Raw genomic sequence first — 14,016 nt, 5'->3', positions numbered from 1 at the left:
CGGGATCTCCGATCCAAAGGGTTGGAATGTGCGTTTGTACGGGAGGGGTGTCCGGGTACGGTCCTGCGGGAGGTGGTAGCCCGTGAGTCAGTCCCTCGCAGCTGCCGGTACGGCCGCCGGCGCGATGGCGGAACTCGCCCTCACCGGTGATCTGGCCCGGCCGGCCCGCCTGACGGTGTCCGATCTGCTCGCCTGGCCCCGGCATCGGGTGCGGGTCAGCTTCGAGTGCGCCACCAGCGGCGTACAGCACCACGCCTTCGAAGGGCCGCTGCTGCACGACGTCCTGTCGGACGCCGGACCGGTCTTCGACGCCGCCCGCCGCAAGGACCGCCTGCGCTTCCTGATCGCCGTGACGGGAGCGGACGGACACCACGCGCTGCTGTCCTGGGCGGAGATCGACCCGGACTTCGGACGCGCCCCCGTCCTGCTCGCGGTCAGCATCGACGGCACCCCGCTCGACCGGGCCGGGCCGCAGCTCGTGCTGCCCCAGGACCGCTGCGGCGCCCGGCACATCAGCGGCATCGACGCCATCCGCGTGGACGGCGGCTACACCCCGTGGACCTGACGCCGACGCTTCCACGGGGCGGTACGGCTGATCGTGGGCCGCTGACGCCTCACCGCCCTTCCACCACCCCGTTCTGCGACCGCAGTCCCCGGGCCCGGGTCGCCCTGGAGTCGCTGTCGTCGGCCGACATCACTGACGGACTGACCGAGTTCGAGCTGGACGCGGCGATGACGTACCTGGACGACGACACGCTCCGCCACGTACGCCGCTTCCCGCTGTACGAGGAGCGGTACGTGCTGCTCACGCCGGTCGACGGACCGCTCGCCGCGCAGCCGACGGCCCGGTGGGCTCAGGCCGCCGCCCTGCCGCTGTGCCTGCTCGGCCCGCGGATGCGTAACCGGCGCATCATCGACGAGTGCTTCGCCGCCGACGGGGCGACGGCCACGCCCGCGATCGAGTCGGACAGCGTCGCCGGGCTGTACGCGCAGCTGCCGGGCGGCCGCTGGTCCAGCGTGATCTCGCACGCCTGGCTGCACATGTTCGGCGTACCGGAGGGCATGGGGGTCGTACCCCTGGAGGGCCCCGCACGCGGGCCGCGGGTCGGGCTGGTCGTCGCCCGCAGCGAACCCCGGTCGGCGCTGGCCGAGGCGCTGCTGACGGTGGCCCGGGAGGCAGACGTACGGGACGCGCTCGACAGCCTCCTGCACACCTACCTGGGCGGCGGGCATGGCTGACGGACGGGGCCTGTCCCGGCATCACGAGGAACGCTTCGACCACGGCGTTCGACGGCGAGGATCGTGAATCGCACGGGGACGGATGCCCGACGACATACGCCCGCGACGGCCTCCCCGCGCTCGACCACTATCCCGGCGCGGCTCCTTTGAGAGGTTTTGGCCCGACGCACACCTCACGTACCGGCGACTTTCACATGGGTGCCACCAGACCCTTCCCTGACGTTTGGTGCTCTTGGAACACTCCAACCGCGCGCATTCCGTCACGATCCCGCCCGTGGAAGTCCTCAGGACGAGAGGTCCCTCACTCATGCCCGAAGTCAACCGGCGCCGCTTCCTTCAACTCGCGGGTGGCACCGCCGCCTTCACCGCGCTGTCCAACAGCATCGAGCGCGCCGCGGCGCTGCCCGCGCACCACAGCTCCGGGACGATCGAGGACGTCGAGCACATCGTCGTCCTCATGCAGGAGAACCGCTCCTTCGACCACTACTTCGGCTCACTGAGAGGCGTCCGCGGCTTCGGCGACCCGCGCCCGGCCGCCCAGGCGAACGGCAAGCCGGTCTGGAACCAGTCGGACGGCGCGAAGGACGTGCTCCCCTTCCATCCCGACGCGGACGACCTGGGCCTGCAGTTCATCCAGGACCTTCCGCACGGCTGGAGCGACGGACACTCCGCCTTCAACCAGGGCAAGTACGACAAGTGGGTGCCTGCCAAGTCGGCGACCACGATGGCGTACCTGACGCGCGACGACATCCCGTTCCACTACGCGCTCGCCGACAGCTTCACCATCTGCGACGCGTACCACTGTTCGTTCATCGGCTCCACCGACCCGAACCGCTACTACCTGTGGACGGGCTACACGGGCAACGACGGCAAGGGCGGCGGCCCGGTCCTCGGCAACGAGGAGGCCGGCTACAGCTGGACGACCTACCCCGAGCGTCTCGAAGCGGCCGGCGTCTCCTGGAAGATCTACCAGGACGTCGGCGACGGTCTCGACGCGAACGGCTCCTGGGGCTGGATACCCGACGCCTACCGTGGCAACTACGGCGACAACTCCCTGCTGTACTTCGACCAGTACCGCAACGCCAAGCCCGGTGACCCGCTGTACGACAAGGCCCGCACCGGCACCGACGCCCGCAAGGGCGAGGGCTTCTTCGACCAGCTGACGGCGGACGTCAAGGGCGGCAAGCTGCCCGAGATCTCGTGGATCGTCGCCCCCGAGGCCTTCACCGAGCACCCCAACTGGCCCGCGAACTACGGTGCCTGGTACGTCGCCCAGGTCCTGGACGCGCTCACCTCCGACCCCAAGGTGTGGGCGAAGACCGCGTTGTTCGTCACCTACGACGAGAACGACGGCTTCTTCGACCACCTGGTGCCGCCGTTCCCGCCGCAGTCCGCCGCGCAGGGCAAGTCCACGGTCGACGTCGGCCCGGACCTCTTCAAGGGTGACGCGAGCCACGCCGCCGGACCGTACGGGCTCGGCCAGCGGGTGCCGATGCTCGTCGTCTCGCCCTGGAGCAAGGGCGGTTACGTCTGCTCCGAGACCCTCGACCACACCTCGGTCATCCGGTTCATGGAGCGCCGCTTCGGCGTGCACGAGCCCAACATCTCGCCCTGGCGGCGCGCGGTCTGCGGCGATCTGACGTCGGCCTTCGACTTCTCCCGCAAGGACACCAAGCCGGTCGCGCTGCCCGCCACCGACGGATACCGGCCGCCGGACCACGACCGCCACCCCGACTATGTGCCGACCCCGCCCGCCCACCCCGCCCTGCCCCGGCAGGAGCGCGGCTCGCGCCCGGCCCGCCCGCTCCGGTACGCGCCCCTGGTGGACGGTTCGGCGGACGCGGCGGCCGGGAAGTTCACGCTCACCTTCGCCTCCGGGGCCCGGGCCGGTGCCGCCTTCCTGGTCACGTCCGGCAACCGTACGGACGGCCCGTGGACGTACACCACCGAGGCCGGCAAGACCGTGTCGGACACCTGGAACTCGGCGTACTCGAACGGCTCGTACGACCTGACCGTGCACGGCCCGAACGGCTTCCTGCGCGTGTTCAAGGGCCCCGGCGGGGCCGCCGGGCCCGAGGTCACCGCGCGGCACGTCGGAAGCGATGTGCGGCTGGTCTTCACCAACAAGGGGCCCGGTACGGTCCGCCTCGAGCTCACCGACGGCTATGGCGGAAAGCCGCGGTCCTTCAAGGTGCGTCCGGGCGCGACCGTCAAGCACACGGTGGATCTGCGGGCCGCCAGGCGCTGGTACGACCTGACCGTCGTGTCCGACGCGGACGCGGGCTTTCTGCGCCGGTTCGCCGGACATGTCGAGAACGGTCTGCCCGGTGTGAGCGACCCGGCGATCGTCACCGACTGATGGTTCCCCAACTGCTGGTTGCCTTCCGGCCGTCTCGCGGTAGTGTGCCCCGGTGACCACGCATTCGAACACTCCTGCAGGTTGGTACCCGGATCCGCACGGGGCGCCCCAGACGCTGCGTTACTGGGACGGTGCTCAGTGGACCGACCACACGAATGCGGACCAGCAGGCCCAAGGTGCGCCGCAGGTACCGCAGCAGGCGCAGCAGCCCCAGCAGGCGTACGCCCAGCAGGCCGCCCCGGCTCCCGACCGGCGCGTGCAGCGTCAGGTGCAGCAGGAGGCCGGGGTCGCGGCCGGCGCGGTCGGCGGCGGCACGCTGTTCACCGAGCCGGTCCTGGTGGTGAACCAGAAGGCCAAGCTGATCGAGGTGACCAACGAGTACAAGGTCATGGACCAGAACGGCAACCAGCTCGGCTCGGTCACCGAGGTCGGGCAGAACGCCTTCAAGAAGGTCCTGCGCTTCGTCTCCAGCGTCGACCAGTTCATGACCCACAAGCTGGAGATCCGTGACGCGTACGGTCAGCCGCAGCTGCTGCTGACCCGCCCCGCGAAGATCTTCAAGTCGCGGGTGATCGTGTCGCGTCCGGACGGCTCGCCCGTCGGTGAGATCGTTCAGCAGAACATGATCGGAAAGATCAACTTCGCGATGAACGTCGACGGCCAGCAGGTCGGTGCGATCAAGGCGGAGAACTGGCGGGCCTGGAACTTCGCGATCGTCGACCACGCGGGCAACGAGGTCGCCAGGATCACCAAGACCTGGGAAGGCCTCGCCAAGACGATGTTCACGACCGCGGACAACTACGTCCTGCAGATCCACTTCCAGCTCCCCGAACCCCTGCTGAGCCTCGTCGTGGCGACGGCGCTGACCGTCGACACGGCGCTCAAGCAGGACTCCCGGGGGCTCGGCTGACACAGCCGTTCGGCATGCGGCGCTCGACATGAGGAAGGGCGGTTGCGGATCTCCGCAACCGCCCTTCCGCCGTCGTTGCCCGTTGCGGCACTAGTGAGCCGTCAGATGGCCGGGGTTCGGCTGCTGGGGCAGCAACGAGGGTTCGTACGCCGCTGATCCGGGCTCCAGCGCCAGCACCGCCGCGACCGGGTGGTCGTCGTCCGCCACGGGCGCGGGCGCGGGCGCCGACCGGGACAGCGTCACCACGCCCCATGCCGCGATCGCCGCTCCCACGAACGCCAGCAGCACACCCGTCGGGCCGCCCTCGAGGCGTTCGCCGAGCAGGGACAGGCCGATCACCGAGGCGGCCACCGGATTGGCGAGCGTCACGACGGCGAGCGGAGCGCCGAGACCGCCCTGGTACGCGGTCTGCGACAGCAGCAGGCCACCCGCCGCGAAGGCCGCCACGAGCAGGGTCACCACGATCACTTGGGCGCTCAGCAGCGAGTCCGAGCGGTCCGTCGCGGCCACCGTCACCGTCTGGGTGAGGGCCGAGGCGACACCCGACGCGAACCCGGAGGCGGTCGCGTGCCGCAGCCCCGGCCGCGCTCCCGGCCGCGACAGGCCGCCGATCAGCACCGCGGTGGCACCGGCGACGGCCAGCGCCTCCGGCACCGTCAGCACATCGTCGGGCGCCGGCCCGGACGCGGTGACGAGCAGCGCGGCCAGGCCGATCAGGGTGAGCGCCGTGCCGCGCCACTCGACCGCGCTGACCCGCCGCCCGGCGACCCGGGCCCCGAGCGGCACCGCGGCCACCAGGGTCAGCGCGCCGAGCGGCTGCACCAGGGTCAGCGGCCCGTACTTGAGCGCGGCGACGTGCAGCAGCGCGGCCGAGGCGTTGAGCGCGACCGACCACCACCAGGCGGTGTCGCCGAGCAGACGCAGCGCACCCGTGTCGGTGTTCCGGGCGGCGAGCCGCTCCTGGGCCACCGCGGCGGCCGCGTACGCGACGGCGGAGAACAGGGACAGGACGATGGCGACGAGGGTGGCGTTCACCGGCCCGCTCCCACTCGTTCCGTTCCCACGCGTTCCGCTCCCGCTCGGCTCGCTTTCGCTGGGTTCGCTTCCGCTGGGCTCGCTCCGACTCGTTCGGCTTCCGCTCGGCGTGCTCCCACGAGGCCGCTGCCACCCGTGGACGGCGCGGCCCCCACGGGCGCCGGCACGACGTGGCCCGCCAGGCCGGCGAGCGGCGGTGCGGCGTCGCCCGCCGGTGCCGTGAGCCCCGTCGCCGGGACGGCGATGTCCGCGGGCGCGGGCGTGCGGTCCGCCGCCGCGGCCGTCCGGACCGGCGCGTGGATCACCGCGAGCGCGATGCCGAGCAGCGCCGCCGCCACGCCCGCGTCCAGCCAGTAGTGGTTCGCCGTTCCGACGATCACCATCAGGGTCAGCAGCGGATGCAGCAGCCACAGCGGGCGCCAGCGGGACCGGGTCGCGGCGATCAGTCCGATCGCCACCATCAGCGCCCAGCCGAAGTGCAGCGACGGCATCGCGGCGAACTGGTTCGCCATCGAGTCGGTCTCCGGGTTCCCCCCGTAGACCGACGGTCCGTACACCTGCGCGGTGTCCACCAGGCCGGCCGCCGCCAGCAGCCGCGGCGGGGCGAGCGGGAACGTCAGGTGCAGCACCAGCGCGGCGGCGGTGAGTACGGCGAGGACCCGGCGGGCCCACAGGTAGTGGCCGGGGCGCCGCAGGTACAGCCAGACCAGGAAGGCCGCGGTGGCCGGGAAGTGCACGACCGCGTAGTAGGTGTTGGCGACGTGGACGAGGGCGTCGCCGTGCAGCAGTGCGGACTGCACGGCGCCCTCGTCCGGCAGACGCAGGGCGCGCTCCCCGTCCCACACCCGCTGTGCGTTGTGGAAGGCCTCGCCGGTGTGGCCGTTCGCCAGCTGCCGGCCCACTTTGTAGACGACGAAGAGCCCCGCGACGAGCAGGAGCTCACGGACGAGGGGCGGCCGCTGGACCGCGGCTGCCCCTTCTGGATCAGGCTCCGTCAGGGAATCCATCCCCGGGCCCCTTTGCTGACGTTCTTGCTTGAGGTGATGCGCGGTGAGCCCAGGACAAGGTCCACTCGGCAGGGGAGTGGGTCCTGTCCAAGGCTCATCGATACGACAGTGTACCGATACGCCAGTGTACCGATACGGCCGCGTACCGGTACACTGACGTATCGATATACTCTTGTGAGGCGGGCCACGGAAACGGGATCGCGACCGGCACTACGAGCGAGGAGCAGAGCCATGACGTCGCAGGCAGCGGACGGACCGGAGACGGTCGTCGCCTCGCGCCGCTCCAAGATCACGCCTGAGCGTGAGCAGGAGTTCTTCGACGCCGTGCTCGAACAGATCCGTGAATGCGGCTACGACGCGCTCACCATGGAGGGCGTCGCCGCCAGCACCCGGTGCAGCAAGTCGACGCTCTACCGGCAGTGGAAGACGAAGCCCCAGTTCGTGGCCGCCGCCCTGCGCGCCAACCGGCAGGTGCGGTTCTCCGGGATCGACACCGGCTCGCTGGCCGGAGACCTGCGCGAGGCGGCACGGGCGGCGGGCACCTGGTCCGGCCGTGACACCCAGCTGCTCCAGGCGCTCGGCCATGCCGTGATGCAGGACGAGGAACTCCAGCAGGCGCTGCGCGACGCGCTCGTCGAGCCCGAGATCGAGGCGCTCCAGGAGATGATCCGGCGCGGAGTCGAGCGCGGCGAGATCGCCGCCGACCATCCGGCGCTGGAGTACATCCCCGCACAGCTTCTCGGTGTCCTGCGCGTCCGCCCCGTCCTGGAGGGGCAGTACGCGGACGAGGAGTACCTCGCACGCTTTGTGGAGGCCGCCGTGCTCCCGGCACTCGGCCTCACCTGAAGACCCAGGCCGCCGTCCGCGGGATGACCGGACGTCGGCCTGACCGCGCCGCACCGTGGGGACGGGGGCGGCGCGCACCCCCCGGCCGGGTGGGGTTCCTCTTGAGCGGAGAGGCGCCCCACCCGGCCGTCCGGTGTGCGGGGCGGATCAGACGTTCTGTCCGCTGCCGCCGCCGGAGGACACCTTGATGCCCTTGGTGATCTCGTCGATCACCGACTCCTTCTTCCCGACGTCGATGCCGAAGCGGACCACGACCAACTGCTTCGCGTTCGCCGGCGACGGGAAGACGAGCGACTCGACATAGCCGTCGGCGCCCTTGCTGGTGACCGCCTTCCAGCGGACCAGGTAGCCCTTCTGCCCGGCCACGGTCACCGCCTTGGAGGCCAGCTCCTCGTGCGAGGTGATCTTGCCGTAGGTGGTGCCGCCGTAGGACTCCTTGGCGTTCGCCGCGATGTCCGCCTTCGCGACCTCCTCGGGCGTGCTGCCGTCGGTGCCCAGCGCCACGGCGGGCGCCGAGTAGGCCCCGCCGGTGGTGCACTTCTTGGACGTGTCGCCGGGGCACTTGTACGAGTCGTTCGACGACACCTGCGCGCCCGCGGTCAGCGCCTGGCCGTACCAGTCGTCCGGCACGGGAAGGCTGATGCCGTTGATCGCGTCGGAGACGGCACCGCCGCCCTTGACCTTCGGCGGCTCGGACTGGTCCGGCGCCGGGCTCTGGCCGTCGGAGCCGCCCGAATCGCCGGGCAGGCCGCCCGGACCGCCGGAGCCGCCCTCGCCGCCACCGGTGCCGCCCTGACCGTTCTGGCCGCCGGGACCGCCCGGTCCCTGTGAGTTCGAGGCGTTGCCGCTGCCGCCGTCGTCCTTGGTCAGCGCGTACACACCGCCTCCGATGCCGGCCAGGACGGCGATCGCGGCGGCGACGGCTATGCCCGTCCGCAGCCCACGCCGCGCGGGGGCGGGCGGCCCGTCCGGATACGCGCCGACGGTCGGGGGATGGGCCGGCGGACCCCACGCGGCGGCCGAACCCACGGGGCGGGTCTGGTCCGTCCATGCCTTGCCGTCCCACCAGCGCTCGAGGGCGGGACCGTCACTTGTCTGCCCGGGGTCGGGGTACCACCCGGGAGGAGTCACCTGCGTCATGGGACCACCGTATGAGGCTCGCGTGAAAGAGGGATGAGAGGGTGGGGGTGCTTTTCGGGCCGCCCGCGGATTTTCGGGCCGTTCCACGGGTCAGGTCACTCCAGCACCAGCCGTACGGGTGACCAGTCCGCGCGCGGCGGCAGCCGCAGTCCGTCCCGCCCCGGTGTCACCGACCCGAGCACACTGGGATGCCGTGCGCCGGTGCTCACCGGGTCGGTGCCCGCCAGGCCGTGCACGGTCAGGAACCCCAGGACGGCGAACGCGTACGCCTCCTTCGCGGCCGAGGGCAGCCCGAGTTCGTCGGAGGTGCGCAGGGCCACCGCGCCCAGTTCCCGGGCGAGCATCTCCATCAGGACGGGATTGCGGGTCCCGCCGCCGGAGGCGACGACCTCCGTGGCCCGCACCGCGCGCACGGCGTCCGCGACCGTCAGCGCGGTGAGCCGGGTGAGCGTCGCGATCACGTCCTCGGCGGTCAGTGTCCCGAATCCGGCGAGCGCGTCGCGCAGATATCCGAGGTGGAACAGCTCCTTGCCCGTCGTCTTCGGCGCGGGCAGCGCGTAGTACGGCTCCGCCAACAGCCGTCGCAGCATCGGCTCGTGCACGGTGCCGCGGGCCGCCAGCGCCCCGTCGACGTCGTGGTCGAGGCGGCCCCCGCTCAGACCGTGCGCCGCCGCGTCGATCAGCGCGCACGCCGGCCCGGTGTCGAACGCGGTCCCGTCGGGGGCCGTGAGGTTGGCGATGCCGCCCAGGTTCAGAGCCACGGACGTCCCCGCGCGGCCGCGCAGCCACAGCAGGTCGACCAGGCTGACCAGTGGCGCGCCCTGACCCCCGGCGGCGATGTCGCGCGGGCGGAAGTCCGCGACCACGGGCAGTCCGGTCGCCTCGGCGATCCAGGCGGGCTGCCCGAGCTGGAGCGTGCCGTACACCCGCCCCGCCTCGGCCCAGTGATAGACGGTCTGCCCGTGCGAGGCCACCAACTCGGCTCGCCCGCCGCACAGTTCACGGTCCGCCCGCACGGCCGCCGCCGCGAAGGCCTGCCCGATCCGGGTGTCGAGGCGGCAGACCCCGGCCAGGCTCGTCGCCGCCGGGGGCAGCGCCGCCGCGAGCTCCTCCCTGAGGCCGGAGTCGTACGCCTCGCTCATCAGCCCCAGTGGCTTCAGTACGAGACGGTCCCCGGCCAGGCCGAGGTCGGCGGCCGCCGCGTCGATCGCGTCGTACGACGTTCCGGACATCAGGCCGATCACCCGCACGCTCTCAACTCCCTTGACTCTTCTGGTTCGTGCGGACCGTGGCCAGCGCCAGCGCGCTCACGGCGCAGGTCGCCGCCGCGTAGTACGCGGGGATGTCCACGTTCCCGGTCCGTTCGATCGTCTCCGTGATGATGAGGCCCGCGCATCCCGAGAACACGGCATTGGACAGGGCGTAGGCGAGTCCCAGGCCGGTGCAGCGCACGCGCGTCGGGAACATCTCGGAGAGCATCGCGGGCCCGGGACCCGCCATCAGTCCGACGACGGCGCCCGCCGCGCACACCGCCACGCCCTTCGCGGCGTTCGAAGTGCCGGTGTTTTGAAGGAGGTTGAGGAGCGGCAGGGCGAGAACGGTGACGAGCGCTGCCCCGGTCAGCATCACGGGACGCCGTCCGATCCGGTCGCTGAGCAGGCCCGCCGGGACGATCGTGGCCGCGAAGCCGAGGTTGGCGAGGACCGTGGCGACCAGGGCCTGCTGGAAGGTGGCGTGCAGGGTGCTCTGGAGATACGAGGGGAGCACGACGAGGAAGGTGTAGCCGGCCGCCGCCCATCCCATGACGCGGCTCGCGCCCAGGGCGATGGCCCCGGCCAGCCGGCGGGCGGGCGGCCGGTCGTACGCGTTTGGGTGCGCGCGCCCGCTCGCGAAGGCCGGCGTCTCGTCCAGCCGCAGCCGTAGCCACAGCGCGCCAAGGCCGAGGGGCAGCGTCAGCAGGAACGGCAGCCGCCAGCCCCAGGAGCTGAGCTGCGCCTCGGAGAGGAACACCGCGAGCAGCGCGGCGACCCCGGCCCCGCACAGAAGGCCCAGCGCCACGGTGAACGACTGCCACGACCCGTACAGACCGCGCCGGCCCGGCGGCGCGAACTCCGTCATCACCGACACCGCGCCCCCGAACTCCCCGCCCGCGGAAAGCCCTTGGACCACGCGGAGGAAGGTGAGCAGCCAGGGGGCCAGGGCGCCTGCCGTGGCGTAGGTGGGCAGTGCGCCGATCAGGGTCGTGGCGGCCGTCATCAGGGCGATCACCAGGATGAGGACCGGGCGGCGGCCGATCCGGTCGCCGAGGCGTCCGAACAGCGCGGCCCCGACCGGCCGGAAGAAGAACGCGAGTGCGAACGACGCATACGCCTTCACCAGGCCCTCCACCTCGCCACCGCCCTCGGGGGTGAAGAAGCGGGCCGCGACGATCGTGGCGAAATAGCCGTAGACACCGAACTCGTACCACTCGATCAGGTTGCCCACCGAGCCCGCGAGCAGGGCCCTTCGGGACTGCTCGGGCCGGGCGGCGCGCCGGTCCGAGTCCTGCACGGGGATGCTCATGCCGGTTCCTCCCGGGCCACGGTGATGGTGGAAAGTTAGTTTCAATTTCCCATTTGTTTGCTGTCAATAACTTTCACAACGGCTGGTCGGAGGTCTGCCGCGTCGCCCTGGGGCACTCGGTGTCACCCGTCACGGCAACACGTGCCCGGACCTCCTCCGTCGTGGCCTGCGGAGGACTAGGCTCAATGCCTGTACGCCGTTTGGGCGATCTGGGGAGGTAGCGGGATGACGGAGGTACGGCCCGGAGCGGTCGCCTCGGCTTCCCTGTGGGAACGCGACGCGGAGATCGCCGCGCTTGTGGAGGCGGTCGACGCCCTGCGCGCGGACTCCCCGTCCTCGGGCTCGGGAAGCCTGCTGGTGTTCAGTGGTGAGGCGGGCATCGGCAAGACCGCGCTGCTCGGCGAGACGCGCCGGATCGCGGAGAGCCGCGGCTGCACGGTGTGGTCGGCACGCGGCGGCGAGACCGTCACGTCCGTTCCCTTCAATGTCGTACGGCAGTTGCTGCAACCCGCGCTCGTCGCGCTCATGCCCGACGAGGCGCGCGAATACCTGGGCGACTGGTACGACATCGCGGGGCCCGCGCTCGGGATCACCGAGCCGGGCGACCGCCAGGCCGACCCGCAGGGCGTGTGCGACGGCCTGGTCGCGGCGGTGCGCCGACTGGCCCGGCGCGAGTGGCCGCTGGTCCTGCTGATCGACGACGCGCACTGGGCCGACCAGGAGACCCTGCACTGGCTGGCCGCGTTCGCCGAGCGCCTCCACGACCTGTCCGTCCTCGTGGTGGTCGCCCGCCGCCCCGGCGAGGCCACCGAGGAGAGCACCCGTCACCTCGACGTGATCGCCGCCGCGGCCGGCCCGGTCGCCACCCTCAGCGCACTCACCCCCGAGGCGACCGCAGGGCTCACCCGGGCCACGGTCGGTGTGCACGCCGACGCCCCGTTCTGCCGCGAGGTGTGGGCCGTCACCGGCGGCAACCCGTACGAGACCGTCGAACTCCTCGCCAAGGTGCAGGACAGCGAGCTGGAGCCGAGCGAGTCCTCGGCCGCCGAACTGCGCGCCCTCAACCGCTCGGCCCGCGGCCGTGGACTCGTCGCCCGCCTCGAAGGACTCGGCATCGACGCCACGCGGTTCGCCTGGGCCGCCGCGATCCTCGGCACCGGGATCTCCCTCGACCTCGCGGCCCAGCTCGCCGGCATGCAGCGCGAGGAGGCCCTGCACTGCGCGGACCTGCTGGGCGCGGCCCGCATCCTCACCGAACCCGCCCCGGTCAACGGCCGACAGCCGGACGGCGACCTGGAGTTCGTGCACCCGCTGATCGCCAGCGCCGTCTACAACTCGATCCCGGACGCCCTGCGCACCGCCATGCACGGCGTGGCCGCGCAGGTCGTCACCGATTCCGGACTCGGGGCCGCGGCCGCCTCCCGCCACCTCCTCGAAGTGCACCCGGACGACGACGCGGAGCTGGTCGACCAGATGCGCGAGGCGGCCCGCGAACACCTCGCGGTCGGCGCCCCGGACGCCGCCCGACGCTGTCTCGAGCGCGCCCTGCTGGAGCCTCCGCTGTCGGACGTCCACGCCCGCGTGCTCTACGAGCTGGGCTGCGCCACGCTCCTCACCTCGCCCGCCACCACCATCGACTACCTCCAGGCGGCGCTCGCCATGCCGGGCCTCGACGGGGACGTACGCGTGGACGCCGTCTTCCGCCTGTCCCAGGCGCTGCTGCACAACAACCAGGTCGAGGAGGCCGTCCGCACGGTCGACGCCGAGGCCGCCCGGCTCGAACCGGGACCGGCCCGGATGCGGCTCCAGGCGGTGCACTACATGTGGGAGTGCGTCCACGCGGGTGAGGACATCTCGCCGACCAGCGTGCGCGCCCTCGCCGAGCTCGCCAAGAAGTGCACCGGCAAGGACAACTCCGAACGCGCGCTGCTCATCCTGCGCGGCTTCGACGCGATGACGCGCGGCGAGAACGCCGAGGAGGTCGCCGAGCTCTGCGACCGCGCCCTCGTCAACGGCCGCCTCGCGCCCGGACTCGGCTGGACCGACACCGAGTGGGGCATCGAGCTCCTCATGATGCTGGCCAGCGCGTACGCCTACGCGGACCGGCTCGACCGCGCGGAAGCCCTCTACAACGAGGCGCTGCGCGCCTACGAGGGCGCCGGATGGAGCGGCGGCCATCTCGCCCTGGCCCATTCCTACGTCGGCCTCGGCCATCGCAGGCGGGGGCGTCTCACGGAGGCCGAGAAGTATCTGCGCGAGTCCCTGCGCATCGCCGAGCGCGTCGGCCGCGGACTGCCCCTGTACTGGTCCGCGACCTGCGGACTCGTCGACACACTGCTCGCCCGCGGCCATGTCGAGGAGGCCGCGGAGATCGCCGAGCGGTACGGCTTCGGCCCGCCGTACCCGACCACCATCGTGCTGCCCGACACCCGCTCCGTGCGCGGTCGGCTGCTGCTCGCCCTCGGCCGCACCGAGGAAGGCGTCAACGAACTGGAGGCCGCGGAGAAGGCGGCCACCGCACGGGGTCACCACAACACGGTGCTGGCCCCCTGGGCGCTGGACCTCGCCAGGGCACTGGCCGTCGACGACCCGCGCCGGGCCGCCGAACTGGCGGCGACCGCCCGCCGCCAGGCCGAACGCTTCGGCACCGACACGGCGATCGGCGAAGCACTCCGCTGCGCCGCGGCCCTGGAGACCGGCCAGCGCGCCGCTTCGCTGTACAAGCAGGCGGTGACGTATCTGGAGGCGTCACCGTGCTCGTACGAACACGCGGCGGCCCGGGTGGAGTACGGCATCGCGACGCGCTCGGCGACCGAACTCACCCGCGGCCTGACGCTGGCCCGCTCCTGCGGCGCGGACGGCCTGGTGGCGCAGGCCCAGGAGGCACTGGACAACGGGCCGGGGCTCCGGTAGCCGGA

General features: G+C 72.1%; 11 protein-coding genes. 6 read left to right on the top strand and 5 right to left on the bottom strand.

Annotated features, from left to right (window positions below; all coding sequences use genetic code 11):
• Positions 1-82: 82 nt before the first annotated feature.
• The 4 genes from GTY58_RS09070 (at position 83) to GTY58_RS09055 (ending at position 4,508) form a co-directional block, all read left to right on the top strand.
• Positions 83-565, top strand: coding sequence for a molybdopterin-dependent oxidoreductase (locus GTY58_RS09070; RefSeq protein ID WP_010983156.1), 483 nt, complete (start codon positions 83-85; stop codon positions 563-565).
• Positions 556-1,239: a LysR family transcriptional regulator substrate-binding protein gene (locus tag GTY58_RS09065; protein ID WP_010983155.1), complete on the top strand. Its 684-nt coding sequence runs from the start codon at positions 556-558 to the stop codon at positions 1,237-1,239. Before GTY58_RS09070 ends, GTY58_RS09065 begins: the two co-directional genes overlap by 10 nt.
• Before the next feature lie 307 nt (positions 1,240-1,546).
• On the top strand, positions 1,547-3,598 hold the full coding sequence (locus GTY58_RS09060) for a phospholipase C, phosphocholine-specific (RefSeq protein ID WP_010983154.1): 2,052 nt from the start codon (positions 1,547-1,549) through the stop codon (positions 3,596-3,598).
• A 52-nt stretch (positions 3,599-3,650) separates the two neighbouring features.
• A complete protein-coding gene (locus GTY58_RS09055) occupies positions 3,651-4,508 on the top strand; it encodes a phospholipid scramblase-related protein (RefSeq protein ID WP_010983153.1) in 858 nt (285 codons plus the stop codon).
• A gap of 90 nt (positions 4,509-4,598) precedes the next feature.
• Here the strand turns inward: GTY58_RS09055 and GTY58_RS09050 are convergent, their stop codons facing one another.
• Both GTY58_RS09050 and GTY58_RS09045 read right to left on the bottom strand, forming a co-directional pair.
• Positions 4,599-5,543 (bottom strand): DMT family transporter, encoded by a 945-nt coding sequence (locus GTY58_RS09050; RefSeq protein ID WP_010983152.1) that lies wholly within the window; start codon positions 5,541-5,543, stop codon positions 4,599-4,601.
• Positions 5,540-6,550 carry a phosphatase PAP2 family protein gene (locus tag GTY58_RS09045; protein ID WP_010983151.1) on the bottom strand — a complete coding sequence of 337 codons (1,011 nt, stop codon included), beginning with the start codon at positions 6,548-6,550 and terminating at the stop codon, positions 5,540-5,542. The genes GTY58_RS09050 and GTY58_RS09045 overlap by 4 nt, the downstream gene beginning before the upstream one ends.
• Positions 6,551-6,781: 231 nt before the next feature.
• Here GTY58_RS09045 and GTY58_RS09040 point away from each other — a divergent pair, with 231 nt between their 5' ends.
• Positions 6,782-7,396, top strand: a complete 615-nt coding sequence (locus GTY58_RS09040; protein ID WP_010983150.1) for a TetR/AcrR family transcriptional regulator — start codon at positions 6,782-6,784, stop codon at positions 7,394-7,396.
• A 147-nt stretch (positions 7,397-7,543) separates the two neighbouring features.
• Here GTY58_RS09040 and GTY58_RS09035 read toward each other — a convergent pair whose 3' ends face one another.
• The 3 genes from GTY58_RS09035 to GTY58_RS09025 all read right to left on the bottom strand — a co-directional run bounded on the left by GTY58_RS09035 (position 7,544) and on the right by GTY58_RS09025 (position 11,098).
• Positions 7,544-8,536: a DUF2510 domain-containing protein gene (locus tag GTY58_RS09035; RefSeq protein ID WP_010983149.1), complete on the bottom strand. Its 993-nt coding sequence runs from the start codon at positions 8,534-8,536 to the stop codon at positions 7,544-7,546.
• 95 nt (positions 8,537-8,631) lie between these two features.
• Positions 8,632-9,786 carry an anhydro-N-acetylmuramic acid kinase gene (locus tag GTY58_RS09030; protein WP_010983148.1) on the bottom strand — a complete coding sequence of 385 codons (1,155 nt, stop codon included), beginning with the start codon at positions 9,784-9,786 and terminating at the stop codon, positions 8,632-8,634.
• 4 nt (positions 9,787-9,790) lie between these two features.
• Positions 9,791-11,098 (bottom strand): MFS transporter, encoded by a 1,308-nt coding sequence (locus GTY58_RS09025; RefSeq protein ID WP_037645868.1) that lies wholly within the window; start codon positions 11,096-11,098, stop codon positions 9,791-9,793.
• 225 nt (positions 11,099-11,323) lie between these two features.
• On the opposite strand from GTY58_RS09025, the gene GTY58_RS09020 reads away from it, so the two are divergent.
• Complete coding sequence (locus GTY58_RS09020; protein ID WP_010983146.1) at positions 11,324-14,011, top strand: AAA family ATPase; 2,688 nt, start codon at positions 11,324-11,326, stop codon at positions 14,009-14,011.
• The last annotated feature ends 5 nt before the right edge of the window (positions 14,012-14,016 follow it).

Origin of the sequence: Streptomyces sp. SID5469, from assembly GCF_009862865.1 — a bacterium.
GTDB lineage: Bacteria > Actinomycetota > Actinomycetes > Streptomycetales > Streptomycetaceae > Streptomyces > Streptomyces avermitilis.
This window is presented reverse-complemented; position numbering and strand designations above follow the sequence as displayed.

Bases quoted from the DNA above. Each gene is read 5' to 3' on its own strand.
- GTY58_RS09060 (WP_010983154.1), top strand. From the start codon at position 1,547: ATGCCCGAAGTCAACCGGCGCCGCTTCCTTCAACTCGCGGGTGGCACC.
- GTY58_RS09045 (WP_010983151.1), bottom strand. From the start codon at position 6,550: ATGGATTCCCTGACGGAGCCTGATCCAGAAGGGGCAGCCGCGGTCCAG.
- GTY58_RS09040 (WP_010983150.1), top strand. From the start codon at position 6,782: ATGACGTCGCAGGCAGCGGACGGACCGGAGACGGTCGTCGCCTCGCGC.
- GTY58_RS09035 (WP_010983149.1), bottom strand. From the start codon at position 8,536: ATGACGCAGGTGACTCCTCCCGGGTGGTACCCCGACCCCGGGCAGACA.
- GTY58_RS09025 (WP_037645868.1), bottom strand. From the start codon at position 11,098: ATGAGCATCCCCGTGCAGGACTCGGACCGGCGCGCCGCCCGGCCCGAG.
- GTY58_RS09020 (WP_010983146.1), top strand. From the start codon at position 11,324: ATGACGGAGGTACGGCCCGGAGCGGTCGCCTCGGCTTCCCTGTGGGAA.